This window comes from Acinetobacter sp. GG2 (assembly GCF_000292385.1).
GTDB classification, from domain to species: domain Bacteria; phylum Pseudomonadota; class Gammaproteobacteria; order Pseudomonadales; family Moraxellaceae; genus Acinetobacter; species Acinetobacter seifertii.
In genome coordinates this window covers 105,067-128,542 of record NZ_ALOW01000034.1, presented here as the reverse complement: position 1 = coordinate 128,542, position 23,476 = coordinate 105,067, and the positions used below count along the sequence as shown (strand labels likewise).

Here is a 23,476-nt window from a genome sequence, read left to right as displayed (position 1 = left end):
GGGCAATCCAGCATTGTTTTGGAGCGAATTATCTTAAAAGTTATATCGGATCTGGGCATACACCAGACTGTTATCTCTAAATTGTCCTAACACCGTATCATTTTTGCCCCAGAAGCGATCTCCACCTGCATTCAACTGCCAGTGATCATTGAGGTTGTAGTTAATACGCACTCTCAATAATTCATTAGGCTCTGGTGCAAAATAAAACCCTGTAAACTCTAGCTTTAGGTTGTCATTCATTAGGTTAAGTGCATAGCGCAGCATAGCGCCATACTGATTCTGTTGATACTGGTCACTGATGGTTTGTTGATAACGGTAAACTTCTCTCAATAATGGATCTGTTAAGCTATCGGCAGACCTTACATCCTCCGTATGTTTGTACACGCCCATTAAACTCAGCGTGGAATTTTTTAATGATAATTCTGGACCCACGACCACAGTTAAATTATTTTTTTTGTGTGTAAGATCTTCACTACCATCCGAGTCAGTCTTTGTATAAGCAGCTTCACCTCTCCATACGATATCGTTATGGTTATAACTGAAGTCTACTCCATAGACAGACATAGGATTATTTTTCAGCTGTAATGTTGCCCCTGCTGGAGATAACGACTGTAGTGACAAATCAGGCATGTGATCCAAACCTGAAAAATACGATGCCCCGACATCTAGACCATCTACAGAATAATCCCAACGTACTGCAAACATAGGACGACTCTTACGGTCTATGTCATACTGAACACCAGCAATCTGACGCAATGGAATCACATCTGAACGACTACGCGGATACCATAATGCGGTCCATTTATTGGTTCCAGATTCAGGAATATACGTCAATTTGAGTGCATCATTTCCAAGACGTTGATCTGTCTCATCTGGTACTAGACGCGTATAGTCACGAGGCGAGAGATTATCCGTTGGGTTAATGCCATCAGCCCTTCCCCAGATGACAATCTGACGACCAATATCAACATAAACGGTCTGATCCCAGTTATAAGAGGTATATAACTCACGTAAGTTACGGTTTACCTTACTCACTTGATCCGGGTTAACAGTATGGTCCGTTTCGTCTCCAACCACGATGTCGTAATGCAGCTTAAATGCAGGGTTAAACTTGAGCGTACCATTGGACCAGAAACTTGCCTGTCCAATGTTTTTTAACGAACTTAAATCACGATCTGATGACCACACATCGAGTCTGGCTGAGTTCTGGCTCACAAAACTAATTTCACTGTCATCTGCATAAGCATGCTGCAGTAGCATAAAGCTACTGCAGCATGCAAACACCCAATAGGCACCTTGCGTCATTTTTCAAGGCTCTGCGGTGAGAAAAGCTTATCGGATAAAGTTTTTTCTGCCACAAAATCATTGACGATCACTTGCGTCATATGTTGAGTTTGCAGATTTTTCGCCATAGATTTCATGGCTTGCCATCTTGGTTTCACTTTGCCGTAAGGACGGATATCGGTGAACTCAATGTGTTTTAAAGGCTTACCTGCTGTATCCCAAATGTCGATGGTTGCTGTAACAAAGTTATCTTTGAGTATGCACATACGACGTTTGCTATAACCAAAGTCACTCTTCACAGTATTGTTAATTGGCGTTGCTTCAATCATGTAGCAATCTTTACCATTAAATTTGCCATCTGCCAGTTTCGTGTACTTCCAGTCACTGAGCTTATAGCCAAGCACATCACCATAACTAAAGTCCGTACCAATAAAAGCATCACCTTTATTCGCTGATGCAAGACGGCGTACTTTTTTCAATGCAGGCAAATAGACAAACATGCTATCGCTGCCTTTTGCATTTTCAATTAACAGCGTCGTGGTTCCTTGAACATCTGCTGGCGAGATGAACTCAGTCAAACGCATGTTGTTCTGAGTATTTCCAGCAAGCTTAGTCATATTTTTAGTTAAACGTACACGTTGCTCGCCATTTTTAGAGGTCAAAATAAATTTGGCGCTAGCGGTTGAAGACAAGAATTTAGAGGCATCATCACTACGATTAACAATGTCTTGAACTTCATCTGCATGAGATGTTTTAGGTAATGAAAAAGTGAGCGCTGTACCCAACAAAAGGCTTGTCACAACTGTTTGTGCAACAGGAATGCTCTTCTTATTTGAAGAAAAGATAAAACGAGGTTTCAACATCAGAATCATTGTAGGTACCATAATTAAGGTTGCAAATACACTGAACAGCATCGCAATCACAATAAACATTGCGAGCCATTGATGGACGTGGAAGCCTTGTGATAAGGACAATACGCCATACCCACCGGCAACCGCAGTCGCGACAAAAAGAGATGCCTTACCAGCAGTACTTAAAGTTTTACGAATAGCGTCTTTGATATCGCCGCCTTCTTCGCGCAAGATTTCACGCAAGCGGTAGAGGAAGTAAATGGCATAATCCGCACCAATACCTACAGCCATGGCCGAGATGAGTGAGTTTGGAATATTGAGCGGAATGTCGAGCCATCCCATCACACCAAAGATGGCAAGAATTGAGAACAGAAGTGGTGTAAGAACAATCAGTCCTGCTGAAATCGAACGGAAAACCAATGCTGAAATAAAGAATACGGCAAATGAAATTTGTAAAATGTTCATGAGCTTGCCGTGAACCATTGTTTCAGTTAAGGCAATGGTCTGCGTCACATCACCACCAAAACTTACTACAGCCTTATCACCCAATTGACCCGCCATATACGTTTTTAGCGACTCTAGGATTTCTTTAATGCGATGATTACTGCCTGTTTTCAGAAGAACAGTGATCTTGGCATAGCGCTGAGTCGTATCAATGTATGAATCAAAATCAGTCGGCTCACCAGACATTGAATACAACAGCAGATACTGAGCAACGACATCTTTGGTTGCAGGAACCTGAAATGCTTGAGGCTGATCAGCATTCATTGCCTGATTCATTCGTTTGATATAGTCCACGATAGAGATGGTTTTACCGACCTCTGGAATTGAGTTTGCAAACTTTTCTGTATTATCAATCGCTTTTAGGATTTCAGGGTTTTCAATACCATCACGAACCTTCGTATCAACCATAATATAAAGGCTGTTTGTGCCACCAAGAGACTGATTCAAGAATCTGTCGTCTTGTTGCATTGGTAAGTCGCGAGCGAAGAAATTACGGCTATCGTTGTCTACCACAATACGGCTCGTGCCAATAGCAAGAAAGACGCCCATTGCCGCAATCGCGGTCATTAGCATCATTCGTGGACGAACTGATAAAATGACATCACCAATACGGTTTGGAATCCAATCCCAGATTGGCAAGCCTTTGTGTTTGACCTTCACAACCGAAGGCGGTGGCAACATTGAGCGAAGTGCCGGAATAAAAGTCATCTCAATCACCAGCGTACTGATGATCCCGATTCCTGTAAAAATACCGAATGAACGAATAGTGGGAATGTTGAAGGTCAACAGAGAGAAAAATCCAGCCGCTGCAATACCACCAGCCAATACCATAACTGGACCCACACGAACCAAAGACTGCACTACAGCTTCGCTATTGGCAGCTTTAGGTTCCATCCCTTGAGCAATCAGACGATCAAAATCTTCATAGTAGCGTTTGAGCAACTGCACGGCGTGCCCTGCCGCAATAGCTAAAATCAGAATCGGCGTAGGCGAGTTAAAGATATCCATTGGCTGTTTGAACAAGCCCATCATGCCCATACCCCATGCCACAGCCAACAAAGCTGTAACGAGTGGCAGAATCAAACCTTGCTTGCTACGGAATGCTTCAAAGTGCAATAAACCAATCACCAATACAGCAATCGGGAACAAGATATTGATACGCTTAGAGTAGTCTTCAGCTTTATCCAGATACACAGGATTGCCACCGACACTAATGGTCATATCTTTAGATTGTTCACTCTCTACGATTTTGTTGATCGGGCCCATCATCTTTTGGAAGCCCTCTGGACTTTCCTCAAGCTCAAGCAAAATCGCAGCAGTTCGTTGATCTTTCGATACCACTGAATTCATATAGGTTGGATTCAGTGCCAGTAGTTTTTTCAGGTGATCGATATCCTCCTGAGTCACTGAACTGCTTGGTAATAGTTTCTTGGCATCGAAGCCTTCTGCATTCGCCTCGATTCCTTTTGCCTGACGTGCAGCCAGACTCATCATAGTTGAGCGAACTACACCAGGTGCATTATCCACTTCTTCGGTAATGCGTTTGACTTTCTCCAATACTTGCGGCTGATAAATATCACCCTGCTTCGGTGTAATACCGATCACAACCATATATTTGGAGCCAAATTTCTTTTCAATCAGCTTGGTCGAGGTGATGTACGGATGCCCTTTAGGCGCAAGTGCATCTGGGTCAATAATAATTTTTACACCAGATGCCAGATACGCTAGAGCAAGTGTTAAGAGCATCACCACAGTCAACACAATACGACGATGGCTAAGAATCCAACGTGCGTATTTCTCCATTACTTGTTGAGTCTTACGAGGTGGTTTACTGGTCTCGATAGTTGGTTTATTTTCATTGCCAACCGACTCATAGGCTTCACCCTTTTGAGCCAATGCTTGAAGATTATCGACATCTTTCTTGAACTGAGCGAGTACCATCTTTTTTAGCAGCGCTGGCGGCAATACACCAAAAAAGCTACCCGGCTCTGCCTCAAACACCCATTCAATCCACGTACCTTCTGCATGTGGTTTGAAACGGTAAGTACCTGTGTAGTGAAAGGGTCCTTCCACTACTTTAAACGCATACAATTCATTCGGTACTAGATGTGTAATCTCACCTTTAAAGGACATTTCGCGACCAATAAAGCTAAAACCAATCTCGTACTTACTGCCCACACGCGGAGTACTGTCTAGCAGTTCAGAATGCTTACACGACAATTGCCAACCTGCATCATTAGCCGGGTTTGCAAGGTAGTTGAAAACCTTGTCAATCTCGGCCGGTATGAGGAAAGCATGTTCTATGGTCACCATAGTGGTTCTACCTTCTTGTATTTCTTATGCAGGAATTGGATACATCTGATCAATGGTCTGGGCTACAGCCACGACATTCTCAGCGTACATAATTGATGAATGATCACCAGGCAAATCCACTTGTGTAAACGTTTCTTTGACCAGTTGATCCCAACCTAGACTTTCTCCGAAGTCTTCCTGCTCATCTTTGGCCTTGACCAGTAGAATTGGAAAATCTTCAGGATCTGGGAAATAGGTCTGAAGTGCGATGCCATTCGCCAAATAGGTATCAAAGTAAAGTCGGAAATCTGATGGATCAGCATCTAACGGTAGAACATTGATGGCCTTAGCTTCTTTAAGTACATGATCAAACATTTGATCTGGACTCAATTCACGCAAGTATTGCGCTGGGATCGTTAACTTTTTGCCATAAGGTGCAGCTAAATCACGGGCGAACCAAGACAAAAGCATGGCATCGTCGGCATCTTCAGGCACATTTTCTGGAATTGGAGCACGAGTATCGATCATGACAATACCTGTGACCTGTTGCCCCATTTGACGTAACTGACGACTGATCTCATATGCAATCGCACCACCGAAACACCAGCCACCGAGGAAATAAGGGCCTTGAGGCTGCATCTTTTGCATTTCAGCAATATAGAGCGTCGCCATTTCTTCAATCGCCACTTCCGCAGCATCGGCTTCAATCAGTCCAGGAGACTGAATAGCACGTAAAGTACGGTTCGGATTGAGATGACGCGAAAGCTCCATATAACAGAAGGTACTGCCACCAATTGGATGGAACAGCCACAGCGGTTGTTCATAAGTTCCACGGCGTAGTTCAATTACGATAGATGGTTTAATTTCTTTATTTTCGCGAATGATTTCACTCAGACTCGCCACAGTGGAATATTGTGCCAACAAAGCAACTGACAGTTCGGTACCGAAAGCCTTTTTGAGATGGTTGACAAGCTTCACAGCTAATAAAGAATGCCCACCTAATTCAAAGAAATCATCGTGTATACCCACTCGCTTGACCGACAAGATCTGTTCAAAGGTAGTACACAATTCGATTTCGATCGGATCACGCGGTGCAACATAATCATTGCTCTGCTCAAAGATCGGCTCAGGAAATGCCTTACGATCCAACTTATTGTTGGCCGTCATTGGAAATTCATCCAATCGGATAAACGCACTTGGCACCATATAAGCTGGAAGATGGATTTGCAGGGTCTTTTTTAAACCAGCAATATCAAGCTCTTGTCCAGTTACATACGCCACCAGTTTCTGGTCGCTGTCAGCTGTGGTCTTAACCAGCACTACTGCATCTGTGATACCGTCGATCTGTTTGAGAACATTCTCGATTTCACCTAGTTCGATACGGAATCCGCGGATCTTGACTTGGAAATCTAGACGTCCGTGATGAGTCAAGCGTCCATCTGTACGCAGACAGACTTTATCCCCTGTTCGGTAGAGTCGACCGGCATTTGGTAGAGATGGCAATGTTCTAAATTGTGCATCTGTCAATTCAGGTCGATGCCAATAATCAACTGCCAGACCATCACCACCAATCCAAAGCTCACCCATAACGCCTGGCGGAACTAAACGCTGCTGCTCATCAAGGACATAAAGCTGAGTATTCGCCAGTGGTTCACCTAAATCAATATACTTTGCATCGGTGATACGAGCTGCACTAGACCACACTGTAGTTTCAGTCGGTCCATACACATTCCAGAGACAGCCGACTTTATCCAGCAGTTTTTCTGCAAGAATAGTATCTAGCGCTTCGCCTCCACAGAGTGCAGTCAACCCTCCATTGCCGCTCCACTCGCTATCTAAGAGCATTTTCCAAGAAGCCGGTGTAGCCTGCAAGACATTGATAGACTTAGCATTTAGATAGTCTACGAGTTGATTACCATCTTGTGATACTTCACGTGGGCAAACATGCACCACACCGCCGTACATAAGCGGAATGAGTAATTCAAGAATTGAAATATCAAATGCATACGTGGTGATTGCTAACAACTGAGTTTCAGTCATTACTTGCAATCTATCATTCATAGATAGCAAGAAATTGATGATTGAAGGATGCCCAATACGAACACCTTTAGGCTTACCTGTCGAACCTGATGTGTACATCACATAAGCTATGTCACCAAAAGCAAGCGTCTCGCGCACTTTCTCAAGTGCTACAACACCAGCTTGATTGATATCTAAGCGAGGCACAGAACTGTTAAGAGCATCCATTAACTCGGTTTGAGTCAAGATGACTTTAGGTTCGGCATCTTCAATGATGTTCTGTAAACGTTCAGTTGGGAAGTTAGGATCAAGTGGCACATAAGCTGCCCCTGCCGCCCAGATCCCAAGGATTGCTGCTGGCAATAACGCTGTGCGGTCTAACATGAGACCTACACGATCACCACGTGTAATGCCGTGTTCACGCAAATATTCAGCAATACCAGCAATATGTTGACCTAACTCACGGTAGCTAACCGCATGATCATTTGAGGTCAAAGCATGATGATCACCACGATCATCGATCTGCTTTAAAATCATTGCGAATAGATCATGCTGAGCATAATCAGTCGCCTTTCCACGGAGGGCCTCGAACTGAATGCCATCTTTATAATCAGGTGCGATATTTAGCTCAACGATCTTACGTTCTGGATGAGCCACCATCTCAGATAGTACAGCTTGCAGCAGCTGCACCATATTTTCGGCAGACTGCGCAGAAAATAACTCAGTGTTATATTTCAATACACCAACAAGTTCACCCTGATATTCACCGCCCATTTCTAGCGTAATATCCAACTGTCCTTCTTGCTGGCGAACTGGAAAACTTCCTAAAGTTAAATCTTGACCAACCAAAGTAGCTGGGGTCTGGATTGGCAGAAGTAGTTCTTTAAACTCGTCCATCCCCCCTAGACGTTCCCAGAACATTCCTACCTGAGCCAATGGGTTAATACTGCCATCACGCTTTGGTGAAACAGCCTCAACTACTCTAGAAAAAGCAACTTTTTGATGCTTAAGGCTCTGTCTTAATTGTTCCTGAACTTGCTGGGTAAATTGACGTAAAGTCAAATCAGCATCGATGTCCATCTGGATAGCTATTGTGTTGACGAACTGCCCCAATGCATTACGCAAAGAGCGTTCAAGTCGACCAGCTACAGGTGTGGCAATAACTAGATTATTTTCATTAGATAGTTTGTGCAGCAGGATATAGAACCCCGATAGCACAAGTCCGAACAATGTGATCTCATAATCTTTCGCCAAGTTTACAAGACCAGATGACACTGATTCAGGTACACGGAAAGCCAGTGAGCTACCCTTATGCTGCTGTACAGCTGGACGAGGATAATCAAGCGGAATGCTATGCACATGTGGTGCATGCTTCAGTGCATTTTTCCAGAAAAGTAAACTTTCATCAGTATCATCGATTACGCTGCTCTGCTGCTTATCGGCATACTGTGCAAACTCAATTCCGTTCACTGTATCCGATTCTGCAACGAGTCCAAAACGTTTACTAATGTCTCGCAGCAACAGACCAATTGACCAAAAATCCATGAGCGCATGATGAATCACAACGGCAATCACATAGTGATTTTGTCCACGCTCATAACAATGAACACGCCACAATGGTGGCTGAGTCAGGTCAAATGGCTGCTTAGTATCTTGCTCAACCAATTGCGTCAAATCAGAAGCTTCAATATGACGAGCATCAGAAAAGATGATATTCGGATAGACGCAATCCCAGATGAGTTGCTCAATTCCCTGATCATTGGCAGGCATGCTGACACGCAACAGCGGATAATCATGCATGACCGCTTCCAGAATCTCCATCGGCTTGTTGCCTAATGGTTGATTGACCTTCACATCAAAGGCCACCACCATATTGTAGGCACTGCAAGTTGGCTCAAGACGCTGGATGTACCAAATACCAAGCTGTTCCGCAGAAATCGCATGACGCGACAGAACTTCCGGTTCTAGTCGTGCAAGGTTGTTCATGAAGCAACTCCCTGTTGCAACTCAGAAACAAGATATTCGGCCAACGCATTGATTGTTGGGTAATCCCATAAGAGGGTCGGCTCAAGCTCCAGTTTTGTCAGATCTTCTAAGTCCCCAGATACAGACAAAGCAACGATCGAATCAAGACCATAACTGGTAAATTTTTGATCTGGATCAATCGTCTCAGGCTCTACGCGCATTTCTTTGGCTACTAGCGTACGAATAATTGCGCTCCAGTAAGCTTTATCTTTATTCATGGGGTAATCTCCTCTTTAACCGGTTTGGCATCACGTGGTGCCAGTGCAAAATCGATGACGGATAACATATGGTTAGTTGAAATTCGGTCTAGCAAATCTGCCAATGTACTTTCACGCAATGACGTCATAGGAGGAGCTGTCTGTCCTTCAGCGGCATTTAAGAAAATGATCAGCCATGCACCATCCTGTAAAGCTGGTCTTAGGGCCTTACGGTTAAAAACCCAGAAACCCAACACGGCAATACGAGCAAATAACTCGGCGTAGCTACGAGCAAGATTAAAGCGCAACGTTTCAAACTCTTTGCTCTGCTCAGAATTTGAGAAGTAATCCTGAATTTTTTGATCTAAAGAACGTTGTTCAACCAGAAGTTGGCCTGCTTGTTCACGTAGCGTAGTAAGTGTCTTAGCAGACAATCCTGCTGTGACATCGGCATCGTTGAGCATTTCGATGATTGTTTCGAGTGATTCCATCACCAAATCACCATCTCGGTTGAAAATCTCAAGCTCGCGGAAATCAATAGCGCCTGTCTCTACCTGCAAGTCATACAACTGGCGATAGCGTGCTTTAGCTTCTGATTGATTGAGATGGTCGGCTTTTTTGCTACGACCTTTATTGGCAGATTTGAGCTGAAAACTCAGACTGTCTAGGCAAACGGTGCTACTACCGTCAAACACACTAACAATCAGATGGTCTCTGAATGCTTTCTGATACATTCCATCCGCATACGCATTTCTTAAGAAAAAGCGTGACCCAAGTACTGAAGAAGTGATCTTGGCAAGTGATTCTACATACTCAGGTACCAGCACCTTGACGATTGGTGACCATGTACTGAACTGATTGATACATACGTGCAAACCACGCGCACCAACAAGTGATAACACCTCAGCCGCTAAAAGGTAGGCATAAGCTGTAGCGAGCTGCTCACGTACCAACGGAATACTGATTACTTTTTTATTATATAACTCGCGTTCAATAGCAAACTCGGTCGCAATGCGTAGCATCGTATCGCCAGCACCTAGAGAGAAGCTACTGCAATATGCACGTGTTACCTGTAGCGTCTTAAGCCCAAGCTCTAGGCCTTGGCCTTCTTCACCGATCAGGGCATCTTTGTGAATTTCAGCGTTGTTAAAACCAATACCGCTGATATCTAGACCACGCATACCCACTGTTGGTAGTCGGTTCAGGCTATATGTTTCTTTTGAGGCCATATGACGCTTATCGAGCCAGAATGCGCTTAGGCTACGTGGTCCACGATCGTCTGATGTTTTAGCGATCAGACTTAAAGAGTCTCCTAAAGTGGCACGGTTAATTGACCATTTTTCGCCATTTAAAACATATTTACTCTCGGTAGATTGCGCTGTCACTTCACTCGATAGCAGGTCGGCGCCATGGGCTTTCTCGCTATAAGCCAGCGCTGGAGCAGCACCACTCAAAATTCGACTAGCGATGTTTTGGCATTGATTCGCATTACCGCCGATCCAGACAATCACAGACCAAGCATTCGTGCTATAGGTCGAGTTGATAGTTAGATCACGTCGTGCCAGCACGCGATGTAGATATAGCAATTCTTCACCAATTTCCATACGACCTCCAAGTTCTGAAGGTACATAGAAACGGTTCATACCTACCGCATTCAGAAAATCAACAGCACGCTGAGGGTACTGTTCTTTCTCATCACGTTCGATGGCAGCAGACCAAGAAAAGTCGTTGTTAGTATCATGTACGGAGCCTAAAATTTGCTCCAGACGAGCAGCAGATTGAAACTGCCGCAAATTGGACGTAAGTGACATGAATTTTCACTCAAATGATTAAAGGGTAAGGGTTTAAAACAAAGCACTTTTCAGACGATTAAAAATCAGCTTGCGCACTTCACGTTCCTTGATCATTGAGTTGAGTAGATTGGAGCTATAACGAATCAGCTGCCCCCGCTGCTCACGATCACGGATGACTTCTAAACCGTTCTTGACATAGTTTCGAGCAATCACCGTTCTACGGTTTGGATGGGTTAAACAGACCAATTGACCGCGTTCGATCTGCTCTTTAATTTTTCTTCTTCTAATTTTGCCGCTCGTGGTCTTATTTATTCGGCCTTGATGTAGTAAAAAGACACCTTCTACAGGCAAGCCAATCTCAGCTGTCACTTGTTCTTTGACCTGAGTTCTAATGGCTTCAAAATTGAGAGTCTTGTCTAGTGACTTCTTCTTGATTTCAAGTACAACCGTAACACCGTCAGAATCAGCAACATTCACTGCTGCAACACAGCCTTTACGAACAGCAGGATGCGCCATTTCAACAGAGCACTCGATATCTTGTGGATAATAGTTCTTGCCACGGATGATAATCACATCCTTAAGGCGACCAGTCACATATAGGTCTCCATCTTTGACAAAGCCCATATCTCCCGTTCTTAAGTAATGCAATTGGCTAGGCTGACCCGAGTCATCGACAATAGTCGCGGCAAAAGTTTCCTGATTGACCTCTGGCTTCTGCCAGTAACCCGCTGTGACACTCTCACCTGCCAACCAGATTTCACCGACTTCATGAGCAGCTACTTCTTGATGAGTGTGTGGATTGACGATACGGCAATCGATGTGTGCAGAGATCTTGCCACAGCTCACCACTTGTACAGCATTCTGGTCTTGACTGATTTCTACCAAGTGGGCATTTAATTTGTCACGATCAAGTGAAATTGCATTGAGAGGACCAGTCACCCCACTGACTAAAAGCGTGACTTCTGCCAAGCCATAACATGGCAAGAAAGTATCCAGCTTCAATTTCGACTGAGTATTAAACTTCTCCATGAAGCGCTGCATAACGTGAGCTTTGATTGGCTCAGCACCGTTAAACATTACACGAACGCGACTCAGATCAAGCGCTGCAGCGTCCTCATCAGAGATACGATGCAAGCACAACTCATAAGCAAAGTTTGGCCCACCACTGATCGTGACGCCTTTTTCACTAATGAATTGTAGCCATTTCAGCGGTTTTCGAATGAAGTCCAGCGGCGACATAACATAACAAGTCAGTCCGACATAAACGGTCTGTAAAACTGAGCCAATTAATCCCATGTCGTGATAAACAGGCAACCATGTCAGGCCAATATCATCCGGCTGCGTACAAAAGGCTTCGGCAATCATGACCTCATTTGCCATAATATTTTTATGGGTAACGATCACCCCTTTAGGCCAACCTGTTGATCCTGAAGTGTACTGAAGGAAACAAACATCATCTTCATCAATAAGCGGAAAATCTTTTTCCACTACATCACGCTGCAATTGGGCATCAACGGCATGTAATATTAAGCTTTCATTTTGAGCCTTTAATGTGATCAGACCTGATAGCTCAAGAATCTTTTTTGTTGTGAGTACTATCTTTGGCTCACAGTCATTCATAATATTCAAAATATTAGAAAAACCATTACGATTAAACGGTAAGCTGACTGGTACTGCGATGATTTTAGCTTTTAGACAAGCAAAGAACGAAACGATAAAGTCTAGACCAGGTTCAAATAGCAATACTGCACGATCGCCACTATTTACAAGGTTTAGTAATATCTGAGCTTGATATTGAACTCGCTCGTTCAGATCTGCATACGTCAAAGCTTGAATACCACCCGATTGGCGTCCCAAATACTCGAAAGCGGTCTTAGCTCCATTTAATTTCGCGTGGGATTCCAAAGTTGCAATGATATTATCCGTACACATTACAGCCATAACTTACTCCGATTAATTATAATTAACCCTTCAAAGAAACCTGTTGTTTCAGAAATTCAACTTCTAGCTGGGGGTTTTAATAAAAATGAATATACTTTTTGTTTAAAATATAAATTCACATTATATTTTATGTGCGGGTGTTTTTTATTACACCTGTAAGTGTTAACAGGTTAGGCAACTTTTATTTAAAATTAAGAGCTTAGTTATCTTTTATAATCATTTTTATTAAGTTAAAGATTACAAAATTCTTGTAATTAATTAAACTTAAAAAACCACCCTAATAGCCTCGGTTTAGAAAATGTCAAGCCAATATTATTAAGTTTATCTAAACCCAAAAAACATACTGAGTTTGGATTTTCATTTTTTCTTAACTTTAGGTTCTTATTTTAGATAAAATTTATGATTTTAATGGTTATATACAATCTAACTAAAAACCATATTTAATTCCACAACTTTTAGTGCCAATAAAAACCTTAATTTAATTATGCTTAAGCTATGATTAAATACTTAAAACCAAATATATACATAGGTTGTGAAATTTATCTTACTTTCTGACCATAAAAAATAAAAGTTAAATTAGAATTAAATATATTAAAAAGAACATTTTAATTTTGATAATTATTATATTTCAAACAAAAATTAAATTTAAAAAAATAATTAAATTATTTATCTTTATTAAAATAAATAATTTTTTAAATTTAATTTAAAATACACATCACAACCATTTAAATTTAATATTATTTTTATTATAAAGTTAGTTTTACAATAGTCCTAACATTACAGCACGAATTGCTGCTGAAATTTTATTATTCACATTTAGTTTTTGCATTGAATTACTCAGATGGAAATTTATGGTTCTTTCACTTACTCCAAGAATCTGTGCAATCTCAGCTGACGTTTTACCCTCAGCCGTCCAACGTAGTACCTCTTTTTCTCGGTTCGTTAAATATAGATTAAACTGAGAGAACTCAACATCATTTACAATTTTAGCAATGCTGGAATGTACAGTTTGAGTTAGCCAATACATATTTGTATATTGTGCCTTTTGTTCTTTTTCAGATAATTGATCGCTGGATCTTGCCAAAGTTAGCATTCCACGTGTCCCAATGAAATCACGACTTGACTGTGCCCAACCGACATTTAAACCATAAGAACGCGCTTCCTCCCAGAAGTCCTTCTCTGCTTGTGTATGAGTGTATTGACTTGACCAGACAAGAGGTTTCAGTGAAATCATACAGTGCTGAACAGTTGGGTCGACCTTAATATACTGCTGTTCCACATAGCGTTGCTGCCATGCTTGAGGATAATTATTCAGCATAATTGTTTTTGGTTCAGCAATAGATAATGGTGACTGCATACCATAAGCACAATAATCGAATCCAAGCTTTGATGCTGTCGATTTGACGACTTCAAATAACTGGTATTCATCTTGCACGATCAAAAATGCTGATAATAAATCCTCTTGCCAACTTTCCATTTGCTCTCATTAGACTCCGGCCAAAAATCATTTTTTGTTCAGTTTCATCTTATGAATCCAAGCAATCAAATTGAAGTATAGGCCTTATCTTTTACCCTTATTCCAATAAAGCGCTGCGAGAATCTAAAAGATTTTTAGGTACTAAAATATTTGAACACCTATTCCTCTTTTATTGATTTCTCAATTACAGATTTTGAATTCATCATTCAATTAACAACACTTTTAAGCCTAAATGGGTGCAAATTCTTCAGATAAACTAAATTTCTAAAAGCTTTTAAGGTTGTTATATTTCAGGTGCAGATTATGCTTGAAAAATTTTTTTTATAGGATGCATTTTATTCCAAAAAATAATTATTTTTAAATAAATGCTAAGACTCCACTACTTATTATCAACGAGATATTTTTATTAATTTAATTTAATAATAACTTCCAACAATACCTAAAATTATGAAATTTTACCATTTATTATATATAGAAACTAAAAGCATCTACAATAATTTAAAAAATCAAATAATTACATCATAATCTGTATTGCTTATGATTATCCTTTCAATAATGAGAATAGATAATCCATATAAAGTTCATCATCGGTCGTATGATTTCGTAAATTTCAACAAGTTATTTTCGACTAAAGAACTAAAGTTACTCTATTCTCATATAAGTAAATCTTAATATCCAAGTACCCCTCTAATAAGGTCAGCTTAACGATATAGGCCATGGAATTATCTTTAACCTGTTAAATATGACAGTATTTCATTGGCAATAATTTATGTTATTTATCAGTAGAATTCCATTTTAGGTTACTTAAACAGGTAGCATGGTCAGCATACCCACTCACTTTCCAATCTCAGCAGATGGTTTTATTCGGATGAATGAAAACCAGCTTATGAACCACCCTCTCCGACACATCTTATCCATTGTTGAATCAATACAAATCGAAGATTCACAAATTTTCTATTACGGTTTTACTGAATGGGCAACACTAAAGACCCCTGCTTTAAGTACTGGATGGGACTGGGTATTCATTGAGCAAAATGGGTCCGCTAGCTTAAAACGAATTGGCCTGCCGAGAAGCAATATCATGATCGTTGATGTATCTGGTACAGATATTGGATTTGATGTGACTGGATCATTAATCGAGAAGAAAATTGACAGCCTGTTCTGGGAACAGTTCATTTATGCCCAAATCAATACAAGATTAACAAAGTCTAAATTGAGCCCTAATTTCTCCTAGCAACCTGTAAATTTTTACAGTTACCGCCTTCTTAGCTGTTCAGTAAAGTCACATCAAAAATAAGTGGAAGCACTTGTAATGAATATTATTGCTGGATTTCAAAACAATTTTTCAGAAGGCTTATATACCAAATTTAAAAGTTACCGCTACAAGGTGTTTGTTGAACATTTGGGATGGGAGTTAAACTGTCCACATAATGAAGAATTAGATCAATTTGATAAAGTCGATACAGCTTACGTCGTCGCTCAAGACAGAGAGTCCAATATTATTGGTTGTGCCAGATTACTACCTACAACTCAACCGTATTTACTGGGTGAAATATTTCCTCAATTAATGAATGGAATGCCTATTCCCTGCTCACCAGAAATTTGGGAACTCTCAAGGTTTTCTGCCGTAGATTTCTCGAATCCACCTACCACAGCGACTCAAGCAGTATCATCACCTGTTTCGATTGCCATTCTGCAAGAAGCAATTAACTTTGCAAGAGACCAAGGTGCCAAACAACTTATTACCACCTCACCTCTTGGGGTAGAGCGGTTACTACGTGCTGCTGGGTTTCGTGCCCATCGTGCAGGCCCACCAATGAGGATTGATGGATATGCCATGTTTGCATGCTTGATTGAAGTGTAGTTTGTTAAATCAAAGTCTAAGAATATTGGTGACATAGCAAAGATGAAGGTCTTAAGCCCGAATCTCGTTTCATTCGCTAAATTTCAAAAGCCCTAGTCAAAAGATTAGGGCTTTTCTCTATTTGAAAGAATCAAACTTAATATTAAGACTGCTCAGTAATTTTGGTTTTCAAATTTAATTCTGATTTCTTATGGTAAGCCTCATCAGTTTTAGTCTGCCAATCACGTGGCATAAATGAAGTCGATATAATCGCAACGATAGCCATAGATCCAATATAAATCATAATTAAGTAAGGATTACCCTGCCCGATACTTAAAAGTTTGGTCGCAATTAACGGCGCTAAACCACCACCAAGCACCCCTGCTAACTGTACCGAAATTGAAATTCCGCTATAACGAATTTCTGCTGGAAATTGACGTGCAAAAAGCTGAGCTTGCGGCGCATACATAATTGGGAATACAACTCCAATTGCTAAAACAATGGCTGTCCAAACTAATACCGGATCTTTGGTGTTGAGCATGGTAAAAAATGGATAGCTATAAAGCGCCAGTATGCATAGACCAAACATAAACATATTGCGTTGGCCAACCTTATCAGACAGATGTCCACACAACGGCGTCATAAATAAAATGACTATTGCACCGCAGATGGTGGCAAACAAAATGTCTTGGCGTGCGATTCCAAGTTGCGCAGTGGTATAAGCCAATGTAAAGGTTGAAGCAATATAGAACCATGCATTTTCGGCAGCACGCGCCAAAATAATGGTGATGAGTTGCTTTGGATGGTTTTTAAAAACTTGTAAGGCAGGAACTTTGACTTCTTCGGACTGCTGTTTTACTTTTTCAAAATCTGGTGACTCTGGTACTTTTACCCGAATGTACCAACCCACTGCCAGTAAAATAATGCTGGCAAGAAATGGTAAACGCCAGCCCCAGCTAAACAATGCTTGCTCAGGTAATAACGACACCAGTCCTAATGCAATCGAGGCTAGCATTAAACCACCACCCGTACTGGCTTGTGGCAAACTTCCCCAAAAACCCTTACCGCCTTCGGGAGCATGTTCAACGGCCATAAGCACCGCACCGCCCCATTCACCACCCATGGCCATACCTTGAATGAATCGTAAGACAACCAAACCAATTGCAGCCCAGTATCCAATTAATTCGTAAGTCGGTAATAAGCCAATGAGTACCGTTGGAATTCCCATGAGCATCAAGGTCAGTAGTAACATCGATTTACGGCCAATCTTGTCACCAAAATGACCAAAGACTAAACCACCAAGTGGACGGCCAATAAAACCAACGGCATAGGTAGCGAATGCCGCAAGTACACCTGTAAGTGGGTCTAAGTTAGGAAAAAATAGCTTGTTAAAAATCAGCGCTGCCGCCGCACCATAGATAAAAAAGTCATACCACTCAATGGTGGTGCCGACCATGCTAGAGATGCCTGCTAATCGATGTGACGACTTTTTAGGATGTGAACCGTTTCCATGTATTGATTGCATCGTAATATCCTTTTTAGATTTTCTTGTTTTATCTTTTTTATGCTTATGACCAGCCCTGACCATAAGCATTTTCAGGTCTCGCTTTATCTCCTTAAGCTTTTTAGAGTTGCGTAATAAGGCTTAGCTCAATTTTTCTAAAATTGGCTCAAATTTCGAATTACGTTCTTGCCACTGTGGTTGTTTGTCTTTATCGACAATGAGAGCACGGACACCTTCAATAAAGTCACCATGCTCAAACCAAATGTCCTGTAAATCACGTTCAAGCTGCATACACTGCGGTAAAGAAAGCCCACGGCCTAAATGTTGCAGTTTCAAACTGGTTTGTTTGGCAATAAATGAGCGCTGCTGCAAAATACTGAGCATCTTACTTGCCCAAGTCTTTAAGCTTTCATCTTGTTCATTTTCAAGACTTTGCTCAATTTCATCTAAATGCTGATATCCGAAGTGTTTACGGATGCCTTCGGCCAATTGTTTGAGTTCACTTTCGGCAGGGCGAGTAATAAATCGGGTAATGATGCGTTCAATTCCCTCTTTACTTAAACTTGGTGCCTCAACAAGAGCATCTTGCAAAGCTTGTAACTGCTCGCTTGGCACATGGTAGTCAATTAAATCGAGATAGAGCGCATCGCTGCTGCTGATCTGCTCGCCCGTAATTGCCATATAAACGCCAATATCATCAAGGCGAGACAGGAAATGCGTTGCGCCAACGTCTGGGAAAAAGCCAATCGCTGTTTCAGGCATAGCAAATCTGGACTTTTCACTGCTCACAACAATGTGACAAGCTTGAGCCAAGCCAAATCCGCCACCTAAAACATAGCCATCAAGCAAGACGATGACTGGCTTTGCATATTCACGCAGTATATCTAGCATTTTATATTCGGCACTAAAGTAGCCTTTGTAATCAGCCGTGCCATTTTTATAACTGTCGTAGAGATAGCGAATATCGCCACCTGCACAGAAGGCTTTTGGGCTATTTGACTTAATTAATACTGCCTGAACAGCAGCATCATTTCGCCACAGTTCCAATTGGGCACCAATACTTTTAATCATATCTAGCGACAATGCATTGAGATGAGTCACTCGGTCTAAGGTAATCATGCCGAGCTTACCTTGTCGCTCAATCATTAAGTGATTTTCTGTATTCATTTTATTGATCTCTTACTGATTTTTAAAATTTGGTTTACGTTTTTCAACGAACGCCTGCATTCCTTCTTTTTGGTCAAATGTTGCAAATATTGAATGGAACATACGTCTTTCAAAACGCAAGCCTTCGGTGAGGTTTACTTCAAAAGCTCGGTTAATGGTTTCTTTAAGCATGATGTTTGCAGTTAAAGATCGTGCCGCAATTTTTTCAGCTGCTTGCAAGGTTTGTTCAAGTAATTCTTCTTTAGCAAACACACGCGCAACTAAACCACTTTGCTCTGCCTCTACCGCACCCATTTGACGAGCGGTAAGGCACATTTCCATCGCTTTGGCTTTACCAATGGCATGGGTTAATCGTTGTGTGCCACCAATACCCGGAATTACACCCAAGGTCACTTCAGGTAAGCCAAACTTGGCGTTGTCAGCACAATATATAAAGTCACACATGAGTGCCAATTCACAGCCACCACCCAACGCATAGCCACTCACCGCAGCAATTAAAGGTTTACGACGCTGTGCAATACGGTCTGCAAGATGGAAAAAGTCATCTAAATAAATATCAGGGAATGCTAAATCAGCCATTTCTTTAATATCGGCACCTGCGGCAAAAGCCTTTTCAGAACCTGCCAATACGATGCAACCAATTTCGCGGTCTTTTTCGAGCTGATCTAATGCCTGATTAATTTCACTAATTAATTCACTGTTTAAAGCATTGAGCGCTTGAGGGCGATTTAAGGTAATCAGTCCAACCCCATTACGCTTTTCTAATAAAATACTTTGCCACTGCATTATTTATTCCTTGTTCTGGTTTTATAGACTACGTGCGATGACTAAACGCTGGATATCACTTGTGCCTTCGTAAATTTGACAAATACGCGCATCACGATAAATACGCTCAATTGGGAAGTCTCTGAGATAGCCATAGCCACCAAACACTTGTAAGGCGCTTGAACACACGCGTTCAGTCATTTCTGAAGCAAATAACTTGGCCATTGAAGCTTCGTTGAGACATGGTTGACCTGCTTCTTTTAAGCGCGCAGCGTAGTGAACCAGTTGTCTCGCTGCTTCAATTTCAGTTGCCATACTGGCAAGACGAAAAGCGATGGTTTGATGCTCGAAAATTGGTTTTCCAAAAGTAATACGCTCTTTGGCATAACGGGTCGCTTCTTCGAGTGCCGCACGTGCTAAACCGACTGCTTGCGCCGCAATACCAATACGGCCACCTTCTAAATTGGCAAGTGCGATTTTCAAGCCCTCACCTTCTTTGCCTAGCATGAGACTTTTATGAATGCGCACATCGGTCAGAGCAATTTGGCAGGTATCTGAAGCATGCAGACCGAGTTTTTCTTCAACACGAATCACTTCATAGCCCGGTGTTTCGCGTGGGACTAAAAAGGCACTAATACCTTTTTTGCCCGCGCTAGGATCGGTCACGGCAAACACAATAATGACACCGGCATTATTACCCGAGGTAATAAACTGCTTAGCACCATTTAAGATGTAATCATCGCCATCTTTCACCGCTCGGGTTTTAATGGCTCCCGCATCTGAACCTGTATGCGGTTCGGTTAAGGCAAAAGCGCCGATCATTTCACCTTGCGCCAACGGCTTTAAGAAACGTTCTTTTTGCTCATCAGTACCAAACTTTAAAATAGGTACACAACCAACCGAGTTATGTACACTCATGATGGTCGAAGTTGCGCCATCTGCTGCGGCTACTTCTTCGAGTGCTAGTACATAGGCTAAGTTACCTGTATCTGAGCCACCCCATTGCTCTGAAACAAGCATACCCATAAAACCGAGTTGCCCCATTTGAGCCAGAGTCTCTTTTGGGAAAGTTCCGTCTCGATCCCAATCGCTGGCATAAGGCTTGATTTGTTCTTGGGCGAAACTTTTCGCCATGTCACGGATAAGTAATTGTTCTTCGGTAAATTGCATTATTATTTCCTTTACCCTGCTTTAGCTTGTTGTTTAGCAATTTCTTGATTACGCAATAAAAAGCGCTGAATTTTGCCACTTGGAGTTTTAGGTAATTCACTCACAAATTCAACTAAACGTGGGTAAGCATGAGCAGAAAGTCGTCTTTTAACAAACTGGCTGAGTTCTTCAGCAAGTGTTTCTGATGGTTGAGCATCCGTAGCTAAAATTACAAATGCCTTAACCACTTCGGTACGGTCTGGGTCAGGCACACCAATCACTGCGGCCTCAACCACTGCATCATGTTCAAGTAAAGCGCTTTCCACATCGAATGGCCCAATCCTATAACCCGATGTAGTGATTACATCATCACTGCGCCCTACAAAGCTCATGCTGCCATCGGCATGTAACTCGGCAGTGTCGCCAGTTAAATAGTAATGACCAACAAAAGGTGATTTTCGGCTTTCTTTATAGCCACCAAACCACATCATTGGAGACTGGCTAATGTCGACTGCTAAAATTCCTGGGGTGTCCGCTGGAAGTTCTTCACCTTGCTCATTAACAATCGCAACACGGTAGCCTGGACTTGGAAAACCTGCTGAACCAGCATGAATTTCATGTTTTAAACCATGATGATTACACACCACCATACCGACTTCGGTTTGTCCGTAATGGTCATAAATCGGAGCATCAAGCACTTGTTTAAACCAGCGAATTACTTCTGGATTCAGCGGTTCACCTGCACTGCTCACGACACGGAACTGCCCTTTTAACGGCGCCATTTGTGCTGGATCAGCCGCCATCATCATGCGGTAGGCAGTCGGAGCACCTGCCAAGTTGTTAATTTTATAATCTTTCACAATTTGACATAGGCTATCTGTGCTAAAACCACCTTCATAGAACAAAGTAGCGTGGCCCAAGAATAACGGCCCAGTAATCGCGTAGTACAAACCATACGCCCAACCCGGATCGGCAATATTCCAAAACGAGTCTTCTTCTGTTAAACCAATGGCATCTTGCATATATCGCCCAAAGGCAATCAGTGCTTTTAATGGCACTTCCAATGGTTTAGCAGGCCCTGTAGTGCCTGAAGTAAACATGAGCAAGAAAGGATCTTGAATGCTACGCATGACTAGATCACATTGATCAGACTGCTGCTTCACTTCATTCCAAAAGTTAAAATCCCCTGCTTTGAGCGGAGTACCTTGTGCGTCCGCCACCGTCACAATTGCAGGGCATTTTTCAATTTCATCGAGCTTGCTACGGTTGCCCATATCGGTCACCACCAGCTTACTTTGTGCAAGCTGAATACGGTGCTCAATCGCTTTTGGGCCAAATGCTGTGAATAGCGGTTGATAGACTGCACCAATTCGCCAAGCTGCCAAAATAGTCACAATCAGTTCAGGTGTTCTTGGTAATAAACCTGAAATACGGTCCCCAGTTTTCACACCTTGTGCTTTTAAAAAGTTAGCAAACTGACTCGACCATTCTTTTAGTTCACGGAAGGTATATTGCTCTTTACGCCCATCTTTTCCTTGCCAGTACAGCGCGATTTTGTCGCCATCTGCATGTCGATCGCAGCATTCATAACATGCGTTAAGTGCATCAAGTGAACCTGACAACATCTGTTTTGCAGTACTTTCCAAATCGAAAGCCTGTGCAGCATTTTGATAATCCATCATATCTTTTCCCTCAGTCCGGATTTGTTGTTATTCACGACAGGGTTTGATTTATTGGTTTAAAGCCATCCTTTGGCTTTACCGTTATGCCTCTTGTGGTAGGTATTGCTGAATAATGCTCGAAAAATCGAGATTGGCATTACCACGCATACACATTTGCTGATAGAGCTGTTGCACCATGCCACCTAATACCACTGGCTGTTTGACTTGGCCCGCGGCCTCTACAGCGAGTCCTAAATCTTTTAGCATCAACTGAGTCGCAAAGCCATCTTGGTAACCTCGAGATGCTGGCGCATTTTCATTAATATGCGGCCATGGGTTACATACATCCGAACTCCAGCAACGGCCACTTGAGGTGTTAATGACGCCTGCCAATGCTTGTGGGTCGATGCCTAATTTCACACCAAGCGCCATACCTTCGGCCACCGCTGCCATTGAAATACCTAAAATCAGGTTATTGCAAATTTTGGCAATTTGGCCTGCACCGACATCACCACAATGAACAATATTTTTGCCCATGTGGCTGAGCACTGGTTTTACTTCGTTAAAGGTTTGATCATCGGCACCTACCATAAAGGTTAAAGTTCCCGCTTGAGCACCAATGGTTCCACCAGAGACTGGTGCATCACAGATTTTAATATTTTTGCCATGTGCAACAGCGGCAATGTCTTTAATGGTTTGCGGGTCAATGGTACTGCTATCAATGCATAAGCTACCTGCTTTTAGCACCTCCAATACACCATTTTCACCCAAGTAAACGTCTTTAACATGCTTTGCTGCAGGCAACATGGTAATGACTACATCAGCTTGTTTAGCTGCTTCCTGAGGGCTGTCGCAGACTATGCCACCTGCCTCGGCGAAGTGCTGAATAGCAACTTCACTGAGGTCATAACCATAAACTTTGATTCCGGCTTTTAGTAGGTTATGGGCCATTTTGCCGCCCATATTTCCTAGACCGATAAAGGCGATATTCATCCGTGATCCCC

The 23,476-nt window shown here is 42.1% G+C and carries 15 protein-coding genes; 2 read left to right on the top strand and 13 right to left on the bottom strand.

Annotated elements, in window-relative coordinates:
* Positions 1 to 33: 33 nt before the first annotated feature.
* From B554_RS0110205 to abaR, 7 genes are all read right to left on the bottom strand, one after another.
* Positions 34 to 1,305: a hypothetical protein gene (locus B554_RS0110205; RefSeq protein WP_019457978.1), complete on the bottom strand. Its 1,272-nt coding sequence runs from the start codon at positions 1,303 to 1,305 to the stop codon at positions 34 to 36.
* Positions 1,302 to 4,952 carry an outer membrane lipoprotein-sorting protein gene (locus B554_RS0110200; protein ID WP_019457977.1) on the bottom strand — a complete coding sequence of 1,217 codons (3,651 nt, stop codon included), beginning with the start codon at positions 4,950 to 4,952 and terminating at the stop codon, positions 1,302 to 1,304. Before B554_RS0110200 ends, B554_RS0110205 begins: the two co-directional genes overlap by 4 nt.
* Before the next feature lie 24 nt (positions 4,953 to 4,976).
* On the bottom strand, positions 4,977 to 8,936 hold the full coding sequence (locus tag B554_RS0110195) for a non-ribosomal peptide synthetase (protein WP_019457976.1): 3,960 nt from the start codon (positions 8,934 to 8,936) through the stop codon (positions 4,977 to 4,979).
* Positions 8,933 to 9,193 carry an acyl carrier protein gene (locus B554_RS0110190; RefSeq protein WP_001030690.1) on the bottom strand — a complete coding sequence of 87 codons (261 nt, stop codon included), beginning with the start codon at positions 9,191 to 9,193 and terminating at the stop codon, positions 8,933 to 8,935. Before B554_RS0110190 ends, B554_RS0110195 begins: the two co-directional genes overlap by 4 nt.
* Positions 9,190 to 10,965, bottom strand: a complete 1,776-nt coding sequence (locus tag B554_RS0110185) for an acyl-CoA dehydrogenase (RefSeq protein WP_081400359.1) — start codon at positions 10,963 to 10,965, stop codon at positions 9,190 to 9,192. The genes B554_RS0110190 and B554_RS0110185 overlap by 4 nt, the downstream gene beginning before the upstream one ends.
* A 51-nt stretch (positions 10,966 to 11,016) precedes the next feature.
* On the bottom strand, positions 11,017 to 12,906 hold the full coding sequence (locus B554_RS0110180) for a fatty acyl-AMP ligase (protein WP_019457974.1): 1,890 nt from the start codon (positions 12,904 to 12,906) through the stop codon (positions 11,017 to 11,019).
* Positions 12,907 to 13,666: 760 nt separating this feature from the next.
* Positions 13,667 to 14,383, bottom strand: coding sequence for a LuxR family transcriptional regulator AbaR (gene abaR / locus B554_RS0110175; protein WP_019457973.1), 717 nt, complete (start codon positions 14,381 to 14,383; stop codon positions 13,667 to 13,669).
* Between the two features lie 817 nt (positions 14,384 to 15,200).
* Here abaR and B554_RS0110170 point away from each other — a divergent pair.
* Entirely contained in the window at positions 15,201 to 15,617 is a 417-nt protein-coding gene (locus tag B554_RS0110170; RefSeq protein ID WP_004705983.1) for a DUF4902 domain-containing protein, read from the top strand.
* 63 nt (positions 15,618 to 15,680) lie between these two features.
* Entirely contained in the window at positions 15,681 to 16,247 is a 567-nt protein-coding gene (gene abaI / locus B554_RS0110165; protein ID WP_081400350.1) for an acyl-homoserine-lactone synthase AbaI, read from the top strand.
* Positions 16,248 to 16,389: 142 nt separating this feature from the next.
* On the opposite strand, the gene B554_RS0110160 is transcribed toward abaI, so the two are convergent.
* From B554_RS0110160 to mmsB, 6 genes are all read right to left on the bottom strand, one after another.
* Positions 16,390 to 17,751 (bottom strand): MFS transporter, encoded by a 1,362-nt coding sequence (locus B554_RS0110160; RefSeq protein WP_029767766.1) that lies wholly within the window; start codon positions 17,749 to 17,751, stop codon positions 16,390 to 16,392.
* A 120-nt stretch (positions 17,752 to 17,871) separates the two neighbouring features.
* On the bottom strand, positions 17,872 to 18,897 hold the full coding sequence (locus tag B554_RS0110155; protein WP_019457969.1) for an enoyl-CoA hydratase/isomerase family protein: 1,026 nt from the start codon (positions 18,895 to 18,897) through the stop codon (positions 17,872 to 17,874).
* Positions 18,898 to 18,909: 12 nt separating this feature from the next.
* Positions 18,910 to 19,683 (bottom strand): enoyl-CoA hydratase, encoded by a 774-nt coding sequence (locus B554_RS0110150; protein ID WP_019457968.1) that lies wholly within the window; start codon positions 19,681 to 19,683, stop codon positions 18,910 to 18,912.
* A gap of 21 nt (positions 19,684 to 19,704) precedes the next feature.
* Positions 19,705 to 20,832: an acyl-CoA dehydrogenase family protein gene (locus B554_RS0110145; RefSeq protein ID WP_019457967.1), complete on the bottom strand. Its 1,128-nt coding sequence runs from the start codon at positions 20,830 to 20,832 to the stop codon at positions 19,705 to 19,707.
* Between the two features lie 11 nt (positions 20,833 to 20,843).
* Positions 20,844 to 22,493 carry an AMP-binding protein gene (locus B554_RS0110140; RefSeq protein WP_019457966.1) on the bottom strand — a complete coding sequence of 550 codons (1,650 nt, stop codon included), beginning with the start codon at positions 22,491 to 22,493 and terminating at the stop codon, positions 20,844 to 20,846.
* Between the two features lie 81 nt (positions 22,494 to 22,574).
* Positions 22,575 to 23,465: a 3-hydroxyisobutyrate dehydrogenase gene (mmsB, locus tag B554_RS0110135; protein WP_019457965.1), complete on the bottom strand. Its 891-nt coding sequence runs from the start codon at positions 23,463 to 23,465 to the stop codon at positions 22,575 to 22,577.
* Positions 23,466 to 23,476 lie beyond the last annotated feature (11 nt).